This window comes from Paenirhizobium cremeum (genome assembly GCF_022884085.1).
GTDB lineage: Bacteria > Pseudomonadota > Alphaproteobacteria > Rhizobiales > Rhizobiaceae > Allorhizobium > Allorhizobium cremeum.
On the sequence record NZ_JAGGCS010000004.1, the window covers coordinates 155,367 to 174,322 of the forward strand.

Consider the following 18,956-nt stretch of genomic DNA (forward strand, 5'->3'; position numbering starts at 1 on the left):
CGACGAACCTCAGACCGGCGGATTTTCAAGGCCACCCATGCGGCATACCTCGAAATACTCCTCCTCCGTCACCGGCTGAACGGAAAGGCGCATCGAAGTGACGAGCGACATCTTGGCGAGTTTCTCATTCGCCTTGATATCTTTCAACGAAACCGGCTTCGGCATGTCCGTCACGGCCCGGATGTCGACACAGTCCCATCGTGCATCGCCTTCGGCGGTCGAATCGGGATGGGACAGAGCGCAGACCTCGGTGATCCCGACGATCTCCAACCCCTCGTTGGAGTGGTAGAAAAACCCCTTGTCGCCGATCTTCATGGCCCGCATGTTGTTGCGGGCGAGATAGTTGCGCACTCCAGTCCATTCGGTGCCGGCTTCGCCCGCATCCTTCTGCATCTGCCAGGACCATTTGAAGGGTTCCGACTTGTAGAGCCAGAAAGCCATCCCGCTCATGCCTCCGGATTGTTGAAAACCCAGTTGTAGGGCTTCACATCGACGCTTTCGAAGAGGCCGGCCTTGGCGTAGGGATCGGCTTCCGCCAGTGCCTTGGCGGCATCGATATCGGCAGCCTCCACGATCACCAGGCTTCCGTTCGGCTTGCCTTCCGCATCGAGGAAGGGGCCTGCGATCTTCAGGGTACCTTCGGCGTTGAGCTTGTTCAGATGCTCGAGATGCGCCGGGCGGGTTTCCATCCGCACGTTCAGGTGGCCAGGCTTGTCCTTGCAGATAAAGGCAAACAGCATCGCATTTCTCCTGTTGCAATCGGTTTCATCATTCGGTGGTGATCGGCCGCGACATCAACTGTTCGATGGCGGTCGGAATATCGAGGCTGCCGTCGATCACCTGCGCAACAGCATCGGTGATCGGCATGCGCACCCCGAGGCCTTCCGCCAGACGCGACGCGACGGCCGCGGCAAAGGCGCCTTCAACGAGTTGGCCATGGGAAAAATCGATCGGCTCTCTGCGCCCGAGCGAAATCCCGAAACGCAGATTGCGCGACTGATGGCTGGTGGCAGTGAGCACAAGGTCGCCGAGACCGGAAAGCCCGGAGACCGTTTCCGCCTTGCCGCCCATTGCTTCGACGAGACGGGACATTTCGGCAAGACCTCTGGCGATCAGCGCCGCGCGCGCGGAATCTCCAAGCCCCATGCCTTCGACGATGCCGCAGGCAATCGCCAGCACGTTCTTCAGCGCGCCGCCGAGCTGCACGCCGATCCGGTCAATCGATGCATAGAGCCGGAAGGTCCGCCCCGAAATCGCATGCGCCAACCTCTCCGCGACGACATGGTCGCTTGCGGCAACGGCCATGGCCGTCGGCAGGCCGCGGGCGATATCGGCAGCGAAACCCGGCCCGGAGAGCACCGCGATGGCATGGCGCGGCAGTGCCTCCTCCAGTACATCCGTCAAGAGACGCGCCGAACTGCGGTCGATCCCTTTCGCACAGGTAACGACGATGGCATCGTCGGCGAGAAAGGGGCCGTACCGCTGCGCGGCTTCCACCTGCGCCTGCGACGGCATGGCGAAGAGCACGATACCGGCTTCCGAAATCACTAAAGGGTCGGCGGAGAACGAAAGATTATCCGGCAGCGCGATGCCCGGAAGAGCGGCATCATGGCGGCGGCTTGACGCGAGATCCGCCATCAGCGTCTCATCGCGCCCGACAAGCGTCACCTGCGCCCGCCCCTCAATGGCAATGACAGCCGCCAACGCCGTGCCGAAGGCGCCCGCGCCGATCACGGCGATACGTTCCGAAACGCTCATGCCTTGGCTCCCCGCTTGCCGTAACCGATCACGGCCTTGGCTTCGGTATCGAGCGGCCAGCGCGAACGCGGCTGCACATCGAGATCGTCGGGAGCGACACCGCTCACCATACGCTCCAGCCCGGCCCAGGCGATCATCACGGCATTGTCGGTGCAAAGCTGCATCGGCGGCGCGACGAAGCGGAAACCGTTTTGGTCGCAAAGCACCTGCAGCGTACGCCTGAGTTCCTGGTTGGCGGCGACCCCCCCGGCGACCACGAGAGCCGGAACGCCATCGACTTCCGGAAACTCGGCAAGGAAGCGTTGCAAACCACGCCCTATCCGGTCTTCCAGTGTGCGCGAAATGGCCCGCTGGAAGGAGGCGCATATGTCGGAAATATCCTGATCGCTGACGGGGGCGATGCTTTCGGCCGCCTGCCGAACCGCCGTCTTCAGCCCGGAAAAGGAAAAGTCGAGACGTTCCTCCCCCTTGAGCGGCCGCGGGAAATTGAAACGCTTCGGATTGCCCTTCGCGGCCGCCTTTTCCACCGCAGGTCCGCCGGGATAGGGCAGACCGAGCAGTTTGGCGGTCTTGTCGAAAGCCTCGCCCAGCGCATCGTCGATCGTCGTGCCCCAGCGTTCGTACTCGCCGACGCCGCGGATCAGGACGAGCTGGGTATGGCCGCCGGAAACGAGCAGCATCAGATAGGGAAAGGTAAGATTGTCGGTCAGCCGCGCTGTCAGCGCATGGCCTTCGAGATGATTGACCGTATAAAGCGGTTTGCCGGCAGCCCGCGCGATTGCCTTGCCGGTCATCAGCCCGACGATCAGTCCGCCGATCAGCCCGGGACCGGATGTCGCAGCCACCGCATCGATCTCGCTTAGCGTGACACCGGCGCGCTGCAGCGCCTCCTCGATCAGGCTGTCCAGCGCCTCGACATGAGCACGCGCGGCGATCTCGGGAACCACGCCGCCATAGGCGCTATGCTCGTCGAGTTGGCTCAGGACAACGTCGCCTTCGACGATGCCGGTGCCGTCCTCGAGGCGTGTGACGACGGCCGCGGCCGTTTCGTCACAGCTCGTCTCGATGCCGAGAATACGAAGTCTGGATGTCATTTGCCTGTGTTCGTTGATTGCGATCACCCGGAAACCGGTCTACGAGGACTGTCGGTAACAACGGATCAGATCGGATGCAAACAAAACCTTTTCGCATCGGCACGCGCGGCAGCCCGTTGGCGCTCGCTCAGGCTTATGAGACCCGCAATCGGCTGATGGCGGCCCACGGCCTGCCGGAAGAGATGTTCGAAGTGGTCCCGCTAACGACCAAGGGCGACCGCATCACCGACCGTTCGCTCGCCGAAATCGGCGGCAAGGGACTTTTCACCGCCGAACTGGAGGAACAGCTTGCTTCCGGCGAGCTCGATTTCGCCGTCCATTCCTCGAAGGACATGCCGACCGTCCTGCCGGACGGACTTTTCCTTTCGGCCTTCCTGCCGCGCGAGGACGTGCGCGATGCCTTCGTCGGCACGACCGCTCCGCGCCTTATCGAACTTCCCGAAGGCGCGACCGTCGGCTCATCCTCCCTCCGCCGCCAGGCGCTGATCCGGCGCCTGCGTCCGGATCTGAACGTCATCACCTTCCGTGGTCTCGTCGATACCCGCCTGCGCAAGCTGGCCGAGGGCCAGGTAGACGCGACGCTGCTTGCCTTTGCCGGACTGAAACGTCTCGGAAAGCAGGACGTGCCGACCGAGCTGCTCGACCCCAGGGATTTCCCGCCTGCCCCTGCACAGGGCGCCATCTGCGTCGAAAGCCGCATCGGCGACGCACGGATCAATGCCCTGCTGGAGGCGGTCAACGACCGCACGACCCATGATGCCGTGACCTGCGAGCGGGCCTTTCTCGGTGCGCTCGACGGTTCGTGCCGCACACCGATTGCCGGCCACGCAGTTTCGGAAGGCGGAAAGATCCGCTTCTACGGCATGATCCTGACGCCGGACGGCAGCCGTTTCCATGAGATTTCGTCCGAAGGAAATGCCAGCAATGCCGAGCGGATCGGGCGAGACGCCGGCGAGGCCGTGCGGTCAAAGGCCGGCCCCGGCTTTTTCGAAAGCTGGAGCTGAAACCGTGCGCGTTCTCGTGACGCGCCCGGAGCCTTCGGCCACACGCACGGCCGAAAGACTGCGCCGCCTCGGACATGTGCCGGTGGTCCTGCCCCTCGCACGGGCAGTGCACGACGTGCAGGCGGTGGGTGCCGCCCTTGCCTCACCCCATGTGGCAATCGCCGTCACCAGCGCCGAAGCCGTGCGCGCGCTGGAGGAAATGGGGAGTGACGCCATTTCGCCGTATCGCGAAGACCTGTTCTTCGCCGTCGGCAACGCAAGCGCCGAGGCCGCGAGACAACTGGGCTTCCGGCGGATCTTGGCAGGAGACGGCGATGGTGCGGCTTTGGCGGCAATCATCGCCGGAAATATTGGAGGTGGAATTTCCACCGAGCGGCCGCTGCTTTATCTGGCCGGCAAACCACGTGCATCCGGTCTTGAGGATGCACTGCAGGAATGGCGCATTCCGGCAAGCGTCTGCGAATGCTATCGCATGGAAGATACCCTCATCGCAGAACAAGCCTTGCGGGCATGTCTCGTGGAGCAGCCGGTCGATGCCATTCTCTTCTACTCCCCGGAAAGCGTGCGGCGCTTTTTCGCTTTGCCGTTCATAAACGCCCACCGTGAGGCGCTCGCACCGATGAAATTCCTTTGTCTCAGTGAGAAAATCCGTAGCGCGCTCCCCCCCGAATTGCAGCGGAAAGCCTGCGCCGCCGAGGCTCCGGCGGAGTCCTCGCTCCTTGCTCTACTCTAAGGTCGATGGCCCAAATTTGATCTTCGGCCTTCCCTTCCTCTGTTTCACTGACTAGTTTTACTGCACCGCAGGGAAATGAAGAGGTTGCCATGGTTTCCGGAAAGCCGCCCCGTCGATCGAAGTCGCCGCACGATCCGGTCACCATCGACCTGACAGCAGAGGAAGCGAAGCCAGCCGACGGCGAGGCCACGCAGCAGACGGAAAGCGCGGAAATATCCGCAGAAGCCCGGATGCCGCATGCCGATACCAGTCCGATCGACGCGCCGGTCAAGGACGTTGAAATCGCCACGCCGACGGAAGAGACTGCCACGACTGAGGCCGCGGAAACCAGGCCGAAAGAAGACATCTTTTCCGAAACGGAGACAGCCTCGGAGGCAACCTCCGCTGAGGTGCCTCCGTCCGATCCGGCATCCCCCTCCGCTCCGGCGCCTCGTCCCGCTCCCGCGACGTCTTCACTGGTCGCCGCCGGCATTCTCGGCGGACTGATCGCGCTCGCGGCGGCCGGCAGCATGCAATATGCCGGTTTCCTGCCGAGCGTCTCTCCAGAGGGGGAGGCCGCCTCCGATACATCCGCCCTGTCTGCCGATATCGCAACGCTCAGGTCGCAGATCGCCAGCCTTCCCGCCGCCGGAACGGCTGCAACAGACCCGGCCTTGGCGGACCGTGTCACGGCTCTCGAAGCCGCCGCGGCCAACCGACCGGAAACGACAGTCGATCCCGCAGCGATCGAAGAACTCCGACTGAAACTCGCACGAAATGAAGAGGCGCTCGCAGCGCTTCGCAGTGCGATCGCCAGCAACAGCGAAGCCCTTTCCGAGAGCGAGCGCCGCCTTGCGGAAGCGGAAAAGAAAATCGAGGAGCCGCGAACGGATGTTCAGATGGCGCGTGCCATTGCGGTGACGGCCCTGAAGTCGGCTATCGACCGTGGCGGCCCCTATCTTGCGGAACTCGATGCGCTCGCCAGCATCGCGCCCGATGATCCCGCAGTTGAGGGACTGCGCCCGCATGCGGCAACCGGTGTGCCGTCGCGGACCGATCTCGTTCGTCGTTTTTCGCAAAGCGCCGATGCCGCCCTTGCCGCCATCCACCAGCCGGATCCCAACGAAGGGATCGCCCAAAGGCTTCTCTCCAGTGCGCTGTCCGTGGTGAAGGTCCGCCCCGTCGGCAACGTCGAGGGAGAAACGCCCGAGGCGATCATGGCCCGCATTGAGGACAAGCTGCGGAATGGCGACCTCAAGGGCGCATCACTCGAATGGGATACCCTGCCCGACGCGGCCAAGGCGGCCTCCTCCGGTTTCAATGATCTGCTGAAGACCCGCATCGATGTGGAAGCACTGATCGGTGCGGCCATGGCCACCGCAGTCGCCGGCACGCCGGGCTGAGGAAAAGAACCCATGCTCAGAATCCTGTCTTACGTCGTCCTCGTCCTTCTTCTCGGTATCGGCTTTGCATGGCTTGCCGAACGTCCCGGTTCGCTGTCGATCGTCTGGCAGGGCCAGTTGATCGAGATGAGCCTGATGGTCGCCGCGGCCATGCTGGTGTCGATCGTGGCGCTCGTGATGTTCGGCTGGTGGTTCATCCGCACACTCTGGACCTCACCACACTCCGTGCGCCGCTATTTTCGCGCCCGCACCCGCGATCGGGGTTATCAGGCGCTCTCCACCGGCTTGATCGCGGCCGGCGCTGGCAATGCCGCACTCGCCCGCAAGATGAGCGCCCGCGCTCGTGGGCTGTTGCGCGCCGATCAGGAGCCGCTGATCCTCGTGCTCGATGCGCAGGCCGCCGTGATCGAGGGCCGTTTCGATGAAGCCCGCCGCCTGTTCCAGCAGATGTCGGAGGATCCGGAAACCCGCGAACTCGGTCTGCGAGGACTTCACGTCGAGGCAACCCGGCTCGGCGCCCACGAGGCCGCTCGCCAATATGCGGAAACGGCAGCCGAGACTGCGCCTTACCTGCCCTGGGCCGCGAAGTCGACGCTGGAATACCGCTGTCGAGCCGGCCACTGGGACGATGCAATCCGGCTGCTCGACCAGCAGCGTGTCGCCCATGTCCTACAGCGTGCCGAGGCCGACCGCCTGAAGGCCGTGTTGCTGACCGCCAAGGCCGAAGACCGGCTGGAAAGCGACCCGTCTGTTGCCCGCGACAATGCCGTGCAGGCTTTGAAGCTTGCCAAGGATCTGGTGCCGGCGGCCATCGTCGCCGCAAAGGGTTATCTTCGGGAGGACAACCTGCGGAAAGCCACGAGTGTGCTGGAGCAGGTCTGGAAGCTTTCGCCGCATCCGGATATCGCCCGCACCTATCTCAGGGCGCGCAGCGGCGACAGTGCCGTCGACCGGCTGAAGAAGGCGGAGCGTCTGGAGCACCTTCGCCCCAACAATATCGAATCGCTTCTGATCGTCGCCGAGGCTGCGCTTGACGCCCAGGACTTCGCCAAGGCGCGCAGCAAGGCGGAAGCCGCGGCCCGCATGGCGGCCAGCGAGCGCGTCTATCTGCTCCTCGCCGATATCGAGGAGGCGGAGACCGGTGACCAGGGCCGCATCCGCTACTGGATGGGCGAGGCGCTGAAGGCCGGCCGCGACCCCGCCTGGGTTGCCGATGGCTATATATCGGAAAAGTGGCTGCCGCTTTCCCCCGTCACCGGCAAGCTGGATGCCTTCGAATGGAAGGTGCCGTTCGACCAGATCGAGGGCGCCATCGAGGACGGCACCGTCAATCGCGGTGAGCAGGCGCTAAGCGCGCTGCCGCCCCTGCAGACGAGGCCGTCAGGGCCTGCCACGCCCGAAGGCGAAGAGATGCAGCCGATGATCGAGGCCGAACCGTCTGCCGCCGTACCGGCTCCCGCCAGCGGACAAGAGAGGGAGACGCCGAAGGTGAAGGAGGCTGCTTCGGCAACGGTTCCCGAACCCTTCTTCGGCCGCCCGCCCGACGATCCAGGCGTGCGCGATCCCGCGCGTAACACCGAAGACAGCAAGACCCGCCTCCGGCTTTTCTGACAGGGAGACCCAATGCTGGAACGCCTGCAATCCTTCTTCCAGACCCTGACCCACAACCGGGAGAGAAAGGCCTTGGCGCCCGACGATCCAAGGATCGCGGTCGCGGCCCTCTGCTTTCAGGTAATGGAGGCAGATGGCTCCGTCCATAAGGCCGAGCGCGACAAGCTGCGGCAATTGCTGAACGAACAATACGGCCTAGAAGGCGCACAGCTCGAAGAGCTTATCGATGCCGGCCAGAAGGCCGAAAGCGAGGCGGTCGACTATTACCGTTTCACATCCGACCTGAAACGCCACCTGAACGAAGCCGAGCGCCAGCAGTTCGTCGGCATTCTCTGGGATATCGTCTATGCGGACGGTGCCAGAAGCGAGATGGAAGATCATGTGATATGGCGGATCGCCGACCTGCTCGGCGTTTCCGCCCGCGATCGCGTCATCGAGCGCCGTGACGCCGTTACCCGCGCCGGGCTGGAGACTGACAGCGATGCTTGACAAGCCGGGTCGCAGCCGGGGGAACAAGGCGCCTGTGCTGATCGTCCTGCACCAGGAACGCTCCAGCGCTGGCCGCGTCGGACAATTGCTGCTCGAAAAAGGCTACCCGCTCGACATTCGCCGGCCCGTGCTCGGCGATGCGCTGCCTGAAACACTGGCCGGTCACGCCGGCGCCGTCGTCTTTGGCGGTCCGATGAGCGCCAACGATCCGGACGATTTCGTAAAGACCGAGATCAACTGGCTCGACGTCCCCCTCAAGGAAAACAAGCCCTATCTCGGTATATGCCTCGGCGCCCAGATGCTGGTACGCCATCTCGGCGGCAAGGTGGAGGCCGAACCGCATGGCCGTGTCGAAATCGGCTGGTATCCCATCCGCCCGACCGAACATGGCCGTCTGATGATGCGCTGGCCGCAAATGGTCTATCATTTTCACCGGGAGGGTTTCGATCTTCCCCATGGATGCCAGCTTCTCGCGGAAGGCGATGTCTATCGCAATCAGGCCATCCGCTACGGCGAAAACGCCTGGGGCATCCAGTTCCATGCGGAACTGACCCGCGCAATGATGCATCGTTGGGTGGTGCATGGCGCAAGCCGTTTCGTCATGCCGAATGCCCAGCAGGGACGGGATCATCTCGAAGGGCGCATGATCTTCGACGCGCCGCTGAAAGCCTGGCTGTCCGAGTTCCTGGACCTCGTCTTTGAAAAGAACCGCTGCCCGATCTGATCCGTCGTGCCTTGCAGTTCTTAGGTCCGCTTCTGCGGGCCCGGTGCATCGAGGCTGTCGATACGCCTCAGTTGCGGAAAACCGAGGGACCAGAGGATTGCAACGGCAAGCGTGCCGAACCCGCCGATCACCACCGCCGGAACAGGTCCCACCAGATGCGCCATGGTACCGGCGCGGAATTCACCGAGTTCGTTGGATGCACCGATGAAGACCATGTTGACGGCATTCACCCGGCCCCGCACCTCGTCCGGCGTCCAAAGCGCGATCAGCGTTTCACGCACATAGACGGAGGCCATGTCGGCAGCCCCCATCAGCATGAGCGCGAGAATGGAGATCCACGCCGTCTGGGAAAGACCGAATGCCACGGTGGCCGCCCCGAAGAGGGCAACGCCAACGAACATGAAGACACCGGCATTGTGGCGGATGGGGAAACTTGCGAGGACCACGGCCACCGCAATCGCGCCGATTCCGGGCGCCGAGCGCAGGAGACCGAGGCCCCAAGGGCCGAGGGTCAACACATCGCTGGCAAAGACCGGCATCAGTGCAACGGCACCGCCGAGCAGGACAGCGAACAGGTCGAGCGAAATTGCGCCCAGCACCACCTTCTCGCCGAAGATGAAACGGAAACCCGCAAGGATCGTATCCCAGGTGACCGTCTTCGACGACGTGCGCTGCGCCGGCTTCTTGACCATGAAGACCAGAATGGCTGCGCCGGCAAAGAAGACGAAGGAAATGGCATAGGCGAGAATGGGACTGACGCCGTAAAGCAGGCCGCCGGCCACCGGCCCGATGATCGAGGCGGTCTGCCACGAGGAGGAATTCCACGCCACGGCATTCGGAAGGTCCTCCGCCGGCACGAGATTGGGAGCGAGCGACTGCACGGCCGGCGCATTGAAGGCACGTTCAATGCCGAAGATGGTCAGGATGATGAAGACGATGACCGGTTCGAAGGCGGCGACAGCGGTGATGACCAGCATGGCGCCGCCGCAAAGGGCGCTGACGATCATGCAGATCGCGACGATCGCTCGGCGATTGTAGCGATCGACGACCGAACCGGTGACGAGGATCAGAAGGAGCGCGGGCAGAAACTGCACCAGCCCGATCAATCCCAGATAGAACGCGTTTTTAGTTTCCTCATACATCTGCCAGCCCACGGAGACGCTGAGAATCTGCGTGGCGAAGGCGCCCAGGAAACGGGCGATGAAGAAGCGCAGATAGGAAACATGCCGAAAGGCTGCGAAACGGTCCCCGGCACTGGAAGCATGCATGAAAAGGACTTTCCAATCTGGCAGGCGGCACGGAGAAACCGGCGCACCGTTAAACATGTTTTGTTTTCCGGCAGACTGCAGGACTTGCCCGCTTAGTCGCCAATGTCTACATGTCTGTCAACCGAGAAATGGAGACCCGCATGCTTGCGCTGTTTCAGACGATCGATCTGGCATTGAACCTTTATACCTGGGTGCTGATCGCCAGTGCCATTTTTTCCTGGCTTTATGCGTTCAACGTGATCAACTCGAGCAACAGCTTCGTCAACTCGCTGGGGACTTTCTTCTACAATGTGACCGAGCCCGTTCTGCGCCCCGTCCGCAGGGTCCTGCCGGATCTCGGCGGCATCGACATCTCGCCGATCGTCGTCCTGCTCATCATCTTCTTTATCCGCTCCCTGATGTGGAACAGCGTCTATCCGCTCTTCGCGTGAGGCGGCCCTACAAGCGTCAGGAAGATCATCTGCGCCTCGCGATCCGGTTGACGCCGAATGCGGGGCGCGATGCATTGGAGGGGCTGGAGGAAAATGCGGATGGCGAGGTCTATCTGCGCGCCCGGGTTACCAGCGTTCCCGAAAAGGGCAAGGCCAACAAGGCGCTGATCGCCCTGCTCGCCAAGACGCTCGGCGTTTCCAAATCCTCTATCTCCATCGTATCAGGAGAAACCGCCAGACAAAAAATCCTCCGGATCGATGGCGACCCGGAGGACCTGGAAAAGAGAATAGACGGCCTCTCAGCCGGCTGAAATCAATTCTGCGCCTTGTAGCGCTCGATGGCTTCGACGATCAGCTTCTTGGCCACGCCGACATCCTGCCAGCCACCGATCTTCACCCACTTGCCGGGCTCGAGATCCTTGTAGTGCTCGAAGAAGTGCTCGATCTGCTTCAGCGTGATCTCGGGCATGTCGGTGTAGTTGATGATCTTGTCGTAGCGCTGGGTCAGCTTCTGCGACGGCACGGCAATGATCTTCTCGTCCTTGCCGGAATTGTCTTCCATAATCATCACGCCGATCGGGCGCACGTTGATGACACAGCCGGGCAGCAACGGACGGGTGTTGCAGATGAGAACGTCGATCGGGTCGCCGTCGTCGGAAAGAGTGTGCGGAACGAAGCCGTAGTTGCCGGGATAGGTCATCGGCGTATAGAGGAAGCGGTCGACGACCAGAGCGCCGGCGTCCTTGTCCATCTCGTACTTGATCGGGTGCCCCCCGACCGGTACTTCAACGATGACATTGATGTCTTCCGGCGGATTCTTGCCAATGGCGATTGCATCGATACGCATTTTCGTCCCCATGGGAATGTTGAAATCCCGGATTTCCTAAAGGGAATCATAACGCAATGCAACACGGCTTTGGACGGACAGACCGGCAATTGCGGGCAAGGTTACCGGCCAGATTTGCATGTTTTTCCCCCTCGTCCCTTGCAACCGCCCCGCCCTCGTCTGGTATAAGACCCCGAATACGGAGGGGATCGACTATGAAGAGCTTTTCTTTCGCGCCGCTGGCAATACTGGTTGCATTGTGTGCACTTCCGCAAGGTGCAATGGCAAACGACAGCACCTATACCGATCTTGATCTCGACAAATGCAAGACGGTCGCCTCCGACGACATGGGCGCCATCATGCTCTGTCGCGGCTACCGCGATTATGACATCCATTTTGCCGAAGGAGACCTGCGCCAGAGCGTTTTCTACGGCCCGCTCGACAAGAAGCTGCAGGAAGAGGCTTTCGAATCCTTCGAGCCTTTCAACCACATCGGCACCAAGATCGAATGGCGGCTCGACGGTTCAGGCAAGCCTTTCGCCGCAATCCTGCGATGGTTTATCGAGAATGTCGGCCCGGAGGGCGTACCGACAGAGGCCAGCACCGGCCAAGTGCTCGTGGTCAGCCGTGTCGCACAACGGGCGGACGGCCTAGGCTGCGTCGTGGGCTATGTCGATGCCCTGGCCAATCCGAACGCCAACGAACTGGCACGCAAGCTCGCCGACGCTGAGGCCAAGGACTTCGCCTGCGGTTACCAGGAGGCGAGATGGGAGGGAAAGCGTGGCGACAAGGCCGCCGACCCGACCCATGTCTGGCCGGAAGGCTTCGCCAAGGAATAGGAAGGACGGGATCAGTTCCAGATGAAGCCGAGCTTCTTGAGCTGAATGTCGTCGAAATCCTCCATCCCCTCGACGGCATCGATCCCGCCATTCGAACGGAAGAAATCGACCGCGTGATGGCTCTCTTCCAGGCACCACACGACGGTGCCGCGGCAGCCGAGCGACTTCAGCAACCGACGGGCTTCGCCGAAAAGCGTGTAGCCGAGGCCGATGCCCTGATATTCCGGGCGCATATAGATCTCGTAGACTTCGCCTTCCTGCGGCAGGGCTCGGGCGCGATTGAGGCCGACGGTCGTATAGCCCGCAATCGTCCCTGCGACATCAGCGACGAGAACGGTCGCCGGACCGGCAGTCGCCTTGCGCCACCATGTTTCGCTGCGGCGCTCGATCATCTTCGTCAGGGCGCGATAAGGAATGAGGCCCGCATAGGCGTGCTGCCAGGACGAGCGGTGCGCCTCCGCTATGGCAGCCGCATCCTGCCGCTCGGCAGGGCGAACATCAATCGACAACGTCTTCATAACGTCACTTTCGTCCCGCTGCGCCTCAGCCACCACCGGCAATCGCCGGAAAAGCAGAAGAACCCACAGACTTTTCATTAGGGCAACGACGAAAATTTAACGCTTTTTTAACCTTGGCCGCAAGCCCAGCCACCGCCAAACCACAAACAAAAACCCCGACTCGGAGAGCCGGGGTTGGAAGAAAGACCTTGAAGAAACGATCAGGCCTGAGCGGCGCGGGCCTTTTCCATACGCTTGCGGTCGTTCGGGTCGAGATACATCTTGCGAAGACGGATCGACTTCGGGGTCACCTCGACCAGTTCGTCGTCCTGAATCCACGACAGGGCGCGCTCCAGCGTGAACTTGATCGGCGGGGTGAGCTTGACCGCTTCATCTTTGCCGGCAGCGCGGATGTTGGTGAGCTTCTTGCCTTTGAGAACGTTGACCTCGAGATCGTTGTCACGGCTGTGGATGCCGATAATCATGCCGGCATAGACCTTCTCGCCGGCATCGATAATCATCGGACCGCGGTCTTCGAGGTTGAACAGTGCGTAGGCAACGGCTTCGCCGGCCTCGTTGGCGAGCAGCACGCCATTGACGCGACCGCCGATCTCGCCCTTGTAAGGCTGGTAGTCGTGGAACAGGCGGTTCATCACGGCGGTGCCGCGGGTGTCTGTCAGAAGTTCCGACTGATAGCCGATAAGGCCGCGGGTCGGTGCGAAGAACACCAGGCGGACGCGGTTGCCGCCCGACGGACGAAGCTCGACCATCTCGGCCTTGCGCTCGGACATCTTCTGGACGACGACGCCGGAATGCTCCTCGTCCACGTCGATCACGACTTCCTCGATCGGCTCCATCATCTGGCCGGTCGTTTCGTCCTTGTGCATGACGACACGCGGACGCGACACGGCAAGTTCGAAGCCTTCGCGGCGCATGTTTTCGATCAGAACCGCAAGCTGAAGTTCGCCGCGACCGGATACGAAGAACGAATCCTTGTCGGCCGATTCCTCGATCTTGAGAGCGACGTTACCTTCCGCTTCCTTGAACAGGCGGTCGCGAATGACGCGGCTCGTCACCTTGTCGCCTTCGGTGCCGGCAAGCGGGCTGTCGTTGACGATGAAGGACATCGTGACCGTCGGCGGGTCGATCGGCTGGGCCGTCATTGCCTCGTTGACCGAGGGATCGCAGAACGTGTCCGCGACAGTGCCTTTGGACAGGCCCGCAATGGCGACGATGTCGCCCGCCTGGGCCTCTTCGATCGGAGTGCGCTCGATACCGCGGAAAGCGAGGATCTTCGAAATACGGCCGGTTTCGATGAGCTTGCCGTCCTGGCCGAGAACCTTGACCGCCTGGTTCGGCTTGATCGAGCCGGATGCGATGCGCCCGGTGATGATGCGACCGAGGAAGTTGTTGGCCTCCAGGATCGTGCCAATCATCCGGAACGGGCCTTCCTCGACCTTCGGCGCAGGGACATGCTTGACGACGAGGTCGAGCAGCGGCGCGAGGCCTTCTTCCTGCGGACCTTCCGGCGAGTGGTTCATCCAGCCGTTGCGGCCCGAACCGTACATGATTGGGAAGTCGAGCTGTTCGTCGGTGGCGTCGAGCGCCGCGAACAGGTCGAAGACCTCGTTGATGACTTCTTCAGCACGGGCGTCCGGACGGTCGATCTTGTTGATCGCGACGATCGGGCGAAGACCGACCTTCAGCGCCTTGCCGACCACGAACTTGGTCTGCGGCATCGGGCCTTCGGCAGCATCGACGAGAACGATGGCGCCATCCACCATCGACAGGATACGCTCGACTTCACCGCCGAAGTCGGCGTGGCCGGGCGTATCGACGATGTTGATGCGGGTGTCCTTCCACTCGATCGACGTCGCCTTGGCGAGAATGGTGATGCCGCGTTCCTTTTCGATGTCGTTCGAGTCCATCACGCGTTCCATGACGCGCTGGTTTTCGCGGAACGAACCGGACTGCTTGAGGAGCTCGTCGACGAGGGTCGTTTTCCCATGGTCAACGTGCGCAATGATCGCGATATTGCGAAGGTTCATGAACAGATCTCTGATGGCTGGGGCGCGAAACGGGGTGCGGCGCCTTGTTTCTTTGGCGCGCTCATAGCCTGTTTTTTGCAATTGCGAAAGGGGAAAGAGCCTGCGGAGCGGCAGAAGGGGCTTTCGCGAGGCTCTGAGCCAACCTAAATCCAGTCACGAAAGAGCCCTTTGCGGAGAGGAAAACCGACATGGCCGGCCCGATGATGACACCTGCTGACCTGCAGGCCTATCTGCATGACCATATTCCGCTTTCCGCAGCGATGCATGTCCGTGTCCTGTCAACGGAGGAGGACAGCATCACACTTCAGGCACCGCTTGCTCCGAACATCAATCACCGCGAAACGGTCTTCGGCGGTAGCGCCTCGGCTGTTGCCATCCTCGCCGCCTGGTCGCTCGTCCACCTGCGGCTGAAATCCGAGGGACTGGAAAGCCGGGTGGTCATCCAGCACAACAGCATGGACTACCTTTCCCCGATCGACGATGACTTCACCGCGCGTTCCTATCTGGTCGAGCGGGATGTATGGGCTTCATTTGCACGGTTGCTGGCTCGACGGGGACGGGCACGCATATCGGTTGGTGCTGTTCTGGAGACGGACGGCGTCATCGCAGGTCGTCTCGAAGGACAATTCGTAGCCTTTTCCAATGCCGGGTTACGCTAGGCATACCCGGCATTGATTGGAAGATCGGGCGCCGTCAGGCCGCCAATCCCTTCTGCTTCAGCATGGCGTCGGGGCTCGGCAACCGGCCGCGGAAAGCCTTATAAGCCTCTTCCGGATCGACGGAGCCGCCGACCGCATAGATGTTCGCCTTCAGCCGCTCGGCCATGACGGGATCGAAGGCGTCACCCGTCTCCTCGAAGGCCGCAAAGGCATCCGCATCCAGCACCTCCGACCACATGTAGGAATAATAACCGGCGGAATAGCCGTCTCCGGCGAAGACATGCTGGAAATGAGGCGTCGCGTGACGCATCACCAGCGAGCGCGGCAAGCCGATCTTCGCCAGCACTTCCGCTTGAACCGCCATCGGATCCTCGACCGGACCGCGGGTATGGAAAGCCATGTCGACCAGCGCCGACGAGGTGAATTCCACTGCCGCGAAACCGGCATTGAAGGTGCGGGCTGCCAGAACCTTGTCGAGAAGGGCCTGCGGCATCGACTGACCCGTCTCGTAATGGACGGCATAGGTCTTGAGGATGTCCGGCACCGTCAGCCAGTGCTCGTAAAGCTGCGACGGCAGTTCGACGAAATCGCGGGAAACCCCGGTGCCTGATACGGAGGGATAGGTCACGTCCGACAGCATGCCATGGGCCGCATGGCCGAACTCGTGGAACAGCGTGCGCGCATCGTCGAGCGACAGCAGCGCTGGTTTACCTTCCTCCGGCTTGGCGAAATTGCAGACATTGTAGATGATCGGGATCTCGCCGACGGTACCGTTCTTCAAGGGCAGCTTGTGCTGCGACTGGAAGGAACTCATCCAGGCACCGGAACGCTTGGATGGCCGGGCGAAATAATCGCCGAGAAACATGGCGACGAGCTTGTCGTTACGGTCGCGGATTTCGAAGACCCGGACATCCGGATGATAGCCGGCGACATCCTTGAGCGGCACCGCCTTGATGCCGAACAGGCGCCCGGCGACGTCGAAGCAGGCCTCGATGATCTTTTCGAGCTGGAGGTAGGGCTTGAGCTCGGCCTCCGAGAAATCGAATTTGCGGGCGCGCAACTTCTCGGCATAGTGACGCCAGTCCCAGGGCATAACCTCGTGGTTCTTGCCCTCCTCGGCGATCAGGCCGGCAAGCTCTTCCTCCTCGGACTTCGCCTGCACCATTGCCTTGCTCCAGACCTTCATCAGGAGTTCATTCACGGCTTCCGGCGTCTTGGCCATGGTGTCGTCCAGCTTGTAGCTGGCGAAATCCTTATAACCGAGCAGTCCTGCCTTTTCCGACCTCAGCGCCAGCGTTTCCCTGACGATGTCGCGGTTGTCGGTCTCACCGCCATTTATGCCGCGGGAAATCCAGGCATTGAAGGCCTGTTCGCGCAGATCCCGGCGCGTGGAAAAAGTGAGGAAAGGCTCGATGATGGAACGCGACAGCGTCACCACATAGGCCTCGCCCTTGCCGCGGGCCTGCGCAGCAGCAGCCATGGAATCCTTCAGGAAATCGGGAATGCCGGCAAGGTCGGCATCGCCATCAAGCGGCAGCGCCCAGGATTTCTCGTCCGACAGCACATTCTGCCCGAAGCGGGCGCCGAGTCCCGCCAGCTTTTCATTGATCGCGGCGAGCCGCTCCTGCTTCGCCTTTTCGAGCTTGGCGCCGGATTTCACGAAACCCTTCCAGTGACGTTCGAGAACGCGCAACTCCTCCGTTGTCAGGCCAAGATCATCGCGTCTTTCCCACAGCGCATCGATGCGGTGGAAGAGGTCCGCATTCATGCCGATCTTCGAATAGTGACGCGACATCTTCGGCGCGATCTCGCGTTCCAGCGCCTGGATCGCGTCGTTGGTATGCGCGCCGGCGCGGTTCCAAAACAGCGAGGATACGCGCGAAAGATTGTCTCCTGCCATTTCCAGGGCAACGACGGTATTGGCGAAGGTCGGAGCCTCGGGATTGGTCGCGATGGCGTCGATCTCCGCGTCATGCTCGGCAAGCGCTGCGTCAAAAGCCGGCGCGAAATCGTCATCCGAAACGGCTTCGAAGCGCGGCAACCCGTTGGGGCCATTCCATTCGAAGACGGCGGAACTGAATGACGACGTTTTGCTCATGACGATTTTCCCCTGGACGATCTTCGCTCCGATGCCCGCGAAGCAGACACCTCAAGCGATATGGTATCCCGATCATTTGCTTGGCAAGCGTACAAACGATGATGGAGACAAAATTTCTGGGCCTCCGATGCAGGAGACCTGTCGCGGAGTTGGTATATTTCGCCTCTCGCCAAGAACGTCTTCCGATCGTAAAAGGTGGCGAAGTCCCTTTCCGACCCGGGCCGCGTGACCGCGGCGCCCGGACCATAATAACGAACGGAAGAGCATGACCCAGGCTCGCATGAGCGAGCGCCGCACTTCGCTGATCGGCGCACTGCTGACCACCATCGGCCCCATTTCCATGGCAATCTATACCCCCGCCATGCCGGAACTGGTAAAGGCCTTCGGGACCACCGACAGCGCAATCAAGCTCAGCCTCTCAGTCTATTTCGGCGGCTTTGCCTGCGCGCAGCTTCTCTCAGGACCAATGTCGGACGCCTTCGGTCGGCGAAAGGCGACGCTCGCCTTCCTTGCCATCTATATCGCCGGAAGCCTCACGGCGGCCTTCGCGCCTTCGGTCGAGTGGCTTCTTGTCGGTCGCCTAATTCAGGGTATCGGCGCCTCGGTCGGCGTCACCGTTTCCCGCGCGATCGTCCGAGACCAATTCACCGGTCCGGAGGCAGCCCGCATCCTCAACATGATGGGCATCATGCTGGCCATCGGTCCGGCGGCGGGACCGACGCTCGGTGGCCTTGCGCTCTCCCTGTCAGGCTGGCAGGCGATCTTCCATCTGATGGTCGGCTTCGGCATGTTCAGCGGTTTGGCCGTCAGCTTCCTGATGGCGGAAACGACGATCCCGGACAGGTCGCGCATTCGGCCGGTCCGTCTGCTGACCGCCTATGCCACACTGATCGGCGATCTCAGAGTGTTGTTCTGCGCTCTCGTGCTGGGCGGCTGCGTCGGTGCGCTTTATGCCCAGTCGACCATGCTGCCCTTCGTGCTAATCAATCGGGTGGGGCTTACGCCCAGCCAGTTCGGTCTCGGCATGTTGATGCAGTCAGGCTTCTACTTCGCCGGCTCCGTTGCGCTGCGTTTCCTCAGCCGTCGGCTGGGCGAAAAAGGTTCCTTGCGCACCGGCCTTGCCCTTGTCGGTATCGGCGGAGCGATGATCGCACTTTCCGTCCGACTGATCGAGCCGACCTTCCTGTCGATCATGGGCCCGGTTGCCGTCTGCTCCTTCGGCATTGCCTTCGTGATCCCCTATATCACCACGGCCGGTCTCCAGCCGCATCCGGAGATAGCCGGTTCCGCAGCCGCCCTTCTCGGCTTCGTGCAGATGGGCTCGGGTTTCCTCGGCGGCCTCGCCGCAGCGACGCTCGGCGATCCGCTCACGGCCTTCGGCACCATCATCCCCGTCATGGAGTTCACGGCAATCTTTGCCTATTTTGGCCTGCTGGCCGCCCGCCGGCGCATGGCCTGAGCAAATCCGCAATAAAAAACCGCCGGAGCCCAGACC

The 18,956-nt window shown here is 61.9% G+C and carries 20 protein-coding genes; 11 read left to right on the forward strand and 9 right to left on the reverse strand.

Annotated elements, in window-relative coordinates:
• Positions 1–9: 9 nt before the first annotated feature.
• From J5N58_RS09315 to tsaD, 4 genes are read right to left on the reverse strand one after another with little or no spacing between them, the layout of a single operon-like run.
• Positions 10–441, reverse strand: coding sequence for an EVE domain-containing protein (locus J5N58_RS09315; RefSeq protein ID WP_112830435.1), 432 nt, complete (start codon positions 439–441; stop codon positions 10–12).
• Between the two features lie 5 nt (positions 442–446).
• Positions 447–740, reverse strand: a complete 294-nt coding sequence (locus J5N58_RS09320; RefSeq protein ID WP_112830436.1) for a YciI-like protein — start codon at positions 738–740, stop codon at positions 447–449.
• Positions 741–768: 28 nt separating this feature from the next.
• Positions 769–1,758 (reverse strand): NAD(P)H-dependent glycerol-3-phosphate dehydrogenase, encoded by a 990-nt coding sequence (locus J5N58_RS09325; RefSeq protein WP_112830437.1) that lies wholly within the window; start codon positions 1,756–1,758, stop codon positions 769–771.
• Positions 1,755–2,852 (reverse strand): tRNA (adenosine(37)-N6)-threonylcarbamoyltransferase complex transferase subunit TsaD, encoded by a 1,098-nt coding sequence (gene tsaD, locus J5N58_RS09330; RefSeq protein WP_244710568.1) that lies wholly within the window; start codon positions 2,850–2,852, stop codon positions 1,755–1,757. Before tsaD ends, J5N58_RS09325 begins: the two co-directional genes overlap by 4 nt.
• Positions 2,853–2,926: 74 nt before the next feature.
• On the opposite strand from tsaD, the gene hemC reads away from it, so the two are divergent.
• The 6 genes from hemC to J5N58_RS09360 all read left to right on the forward strand — a co-directional run bounded on the left by hemC (position 2,927) and on the right by J5N58_RS09360 (position 8,795).
• On the forward strand, positions 2,927–3,856 hold the full coding sequence (gene hemC, locus J5N58_RS09335; RefSeq protein WP_112830439.1) for a hydroxymethylbilane synthase: 930 nt from the start codon (positions 2,927–2,929) through the stop codon (positions 3,854–3,856).
• Complete coding sequence (locus J5N58_RS09340; protein ID WP_244710570.1) at positions 3,777–4,589, forward strand: uroporphyrinogen-III synthase; 813 nt, start codon at positions 3,777–3,779, stop codon at positions 4,587–4,589. The genes hemC and J5N58_RS09340 overlap by 80 nt, the downstream gene beginning before the upstream one ends.
• 89 nt (positions 4,590–4,678) lie before the next feature.
• A complete protein-coding gene (locus tag J5N58_RS09345; RefSeq protein ID WP_244710572.1) occupies positions 4,679–5,971 on the forward strand; it encodes a COG4223 family protein in 1,293 nt (430 codons plus the stop codon).
• Between the two features lie 12 nt (positions 5,972–5,983).
• Positions 5,984–7,582, forward strand: a complete 1,599-nt coding sequence (locus J5N58_RS09350) for a heme biosynthesis protein HemY (protein WP_112830442.1) — start codon at positions 5,984–5,986, stop codon at positions 7,580–7,582.
• 12 nt (positions 7,583–7,594) lie between these two features.
• Positions 7,595–8,071, forward strand: a complete 477-nt coding sequence (locus J5N58_RS09355) for a tellurite resistance TerB family protein (protein ID WP_113457780.1) — start codon at positions 7,595–7,597, stop codon at positions 8,069–8,071.
• On the forward strand, positions 8,064–8,795 hold the full coding sequence (locus J5N58_RS09360) for a glutamine amidotransferase (protein ID WP_244710574.1): 732 nt from the start codon (positions 8,064–8,066) through the stop codon (positions 8,793–8,795). Before J5N58_RS09355 ends, J5N58_RS09360 begins: the two co-directional genes overlap by 8 nt.
• A gap of 20 nt (positions 8,796–8,815) precedes the next feature.
• Here the strand turns inward: J5N58_RS09360 and J5N58_RS09365 are convergent, their stop codons facing one another.
• Entirely contained in the window at positions 8,816–10,063 is a 1,248-nt protein-coding gene (locus J5N58_RS09365; RefSeq protein WP_244710576.1) for an MFS transporter, read from the reverse strand.
• A gap of 110 nt (positions 10,064–10,173) precedes the next feature.
• Here J5N58_RS09365 and J5N58_RS09370 point away from each other — a divergent pair, with 110 nt between their 5' ends.
• Positions 10,174–10,494, forward strand: a complete 321-nt coding sequence (locus J5N58_RS09370) for a YggT family protein (protein WP_113338171.1) — start codon at positions 10,174–10,176, stop codon at positions 10,492–10,494.
• Positions 10,491–10,805 carry a DUF167 family protein gene (locus J5N58_RS09375; protein ID WP_244710578.1) on the forward strand — a complete coding sequence of 105 codons (315 nt, stop codon included), beginning with the start codon at positions 10,491–10,493 and terminating at the stop codon, positions 10,803–10,805. The genes J5N58_RS09370 and J5N58_RS09375 overlap by 4 nt, the downstream gene beginning before the upstream one ends.
• Before the next feature lie 2 nt (positions 10,806–10,807).
• Here J5N58_RS09375 and ppa read toward each other — a convergent pair whose 3' ends face one another.
• Positions 10,808–11,341, reverse strand: coding sequence for an inorganic diphosphatase (ppa, locus tag J5N58_RS09380; protein ID WP_112830447.1), 534 nt, complete (start codon positions 11,339–11,341; stop codon positions 10,808–10,810).
• Between the two features lie 260 nt (positions 11,342–11,601).
• Here ppa and J5N58_RS09385 point away from each other — a divergent pair, with 260 nt between their 5' ends.
• Positions 11,602–12,159 (forward strand): hypothetical protein, encoded by a 558-nt coding sequence (locus tag J5N58_RS09385; RefSeq protein WP_244710580.1) that lies wholly within the window; start codon positions 11,602–11,604, stop codon positions 12,157–12,159.
• An 11-nt stretch (positions 12,160–12,170) separates the two neighbouring features.
• On the opposite strand, the gene J5N58_RS09390 is transcribed toward J5N58_RS09385, so the two are convergent.
• Entirely contained in the window at positions 12,171–12,677 is a 507-nt protein-coding gene (locus J5N58_RS09390) for a GNAT family N-acetyltransferase (protein ID WP_244710582.1), read from the reverse strand.
• 200 nt (positions 12,678–12,877) lie between these two features.
• The gene (gene typA / locus J5N58_RS09395) at positions 12,878–14,704 is read right to left on the reverse strand and encodes a translational GTPase TypA (protein WP_112830450.1); all 1,827 of its coding nucleotides are present in this window, start codon (positions 14,702–14,704) and stop codon (positions 12,878–12,880) included.
• 188 nt (positions 14,705–14,892) lie between these two features.
• Here typA and J5N58_RS09400 point away from each other — a divergent pair, with 188 nt between their 5' ends.
• On the forward strand, positions 14,893–15,363 hold the full coding sequence (locus tag J5N58_RS09400; RefSeq protein ID WP_244710584.1) for a YiiD C-terminal domain-containing protein: 471 nt from the start codon (positions 14,893–14,895) through the stop codon (positions 15,361–15,363).
• A 34-nt stretch (positions 15,364–15,397) separates the two neighbouring features.
• On the opposite strand, the gene J5N58_RS09405 is transcribed toward J5N58_RS09400, so the two are convergent.
• The gene (locus J5N58_RS09405) at positions 15,398–17,461 is read right to left on the reverse strand and encodes a M3 family metallopeptidase (RefSeq protein ID WP_244710587.1); all 2,064 of its coding nucleotides are present in this window, start codon (positions 17,459–17,461) and stop codon (positions 15,398–15,400) included.
• Between the two features lie 265 nt (positions 17,462–17,726).
• Between J5N58_RS09405 and J5N58_RS09410 the strand changes: the two genes are divergently transcribed.
• A complete protein-coding gene (locus J5N58_RS09410; protein WP_244710589.1) occupies positions 17,727–18,920 on the forward strand; it encodes a multidrug effflux MFS transporter in 1,194 nt (397 codons plus the stop codon).
• Positions 18,921–18,956: the final 36 nt, after the last annotated feature.

Coding starts and splice junctions, on each gene's coding strand:
- typA (WP_112830450.1), bottom strand. CDS start 14,704: ATGAACCTTCGCAATATCGCGATCATTGCGCACGTTGACCATGGGAAA.
- J5N58_RS09400 (WP_244710584.1), top strand. CDS start 14,893: ATGGCCGGCCCGATGATGACACCTGCTGACCTGCAGGCCTATCTGCAT.
- J5N58_RS09345 (WP_244710572.1), top strand. CDS start 4,679: ATGGTTTCCGGAAAGCCGCCCCGTCGATCGAAGTCGCCGCACGATCCG.
- J5N58_RS09350 (WP_112830442.1), top strand. CDS start 5,984: ATGCTCAGAATCCTGTCTTACGTCGTCCTCGTCCTTCTTCTCGGTATC.
- hemC (WP_112830439.1), top strand. CDS start 2,927: ATGCAAACAAAACCTTTTCGCATCGGCACGCGCGGCAGCCCGTTGGCG.
- J5N58_RS09355 (WP_113457780.1), top strand. CDS start 7,595: ATGCTGGAACGCCTGCAATCCTTCTTCCAGACCCTGACCCACAACCGG.
- J5N58_RS09370 (WP_113338171.1), top strand. CDS start 10,174: ATGTCTGTCAACCGAGAAATGGAGACCCGCATGCTTGCGCTGTTTCAG.
- J5N58_RS09315 (WP_112830435.1), bottom strand. CDS start 441: ATGGCTTTCTGGCTCTACAAGTCGGAACCCTTCAAATGGTCCTGGCAG.
- J5N58_RS09385 (WP_244710580.1), top strand. CDS start 11,602: ATGGCAAACGACAGCACCTATACCGATCTTGATCTCGACAAATGCAAG.
- J5N58_RS09365 (WP_244710576.1), bottom strand. CDS start 10,063: ATGCATGCTTCCAGTGCCGGGGACCGTTTCGCAGCCTTTCGGCATGTT.
- J5N58_RS09320 (WP_112830436.1), bottom strand. CDS start 740: ATGCTGTTTGCCTTTATCTGCAAGGACAAGCCTGGCCACCTGAACGTG.
- tsaD (WP_244710568.1), bottom strand. CDS start 2,852: ATGACATCCAGACTTCGTATTCTCGGCATCGAGACGAGCTGTGACGAA.
- J5N58_RS09390 (WP_244710582.1), bottom strand. CDS start 12,677: ATGAAGACGTTGTCGATTGATGTTCGCCCTGCCGAGCGGCAGGATGCG.
- J5N58_RS09340 (WP_244710570.1), top strand. CDS start 3,777: ATGCCGAGCGGATCGGGCGAGACGCCGGCGAGGCCGTGCGGTCAAAGG.
- ppa (WP_112830447.1), bottom strand. CDS start 11,341: ATGCGTATCGATGCAATCGCCATTGGCAAGAATCCGCCGGAAGACATC.
- J5N58_RS09410 (WP_244710589.1), top strand. CDS start 17,727: ATGACCCAGGCTCGCATGAGCGAGCGCCGCACTTCGCTGATCGGCGCA.
- J5N58_RS09360 (WP_244710574.1), top strand. CDS start 8,064: ATGCTTGACAAGCCGGGTCGCAGCCGGGGGAACAAGGCGCCTGTGCTG.
- J5N58_RS09405 (WP_244710587.1), bottom strand. CDS start 17,461: ATGAGCAAAACGTCGTCATTCAGTTCCGCCGTCTTCGAATGGAATGGC.
- J5N58_RS09325 (WP_112830437.1), bottom strand. CDS start 1,758: ATGAGCGTTTCGGAACGTATCGCCGTGATCGGCGCGGGCGCCTTCGGC.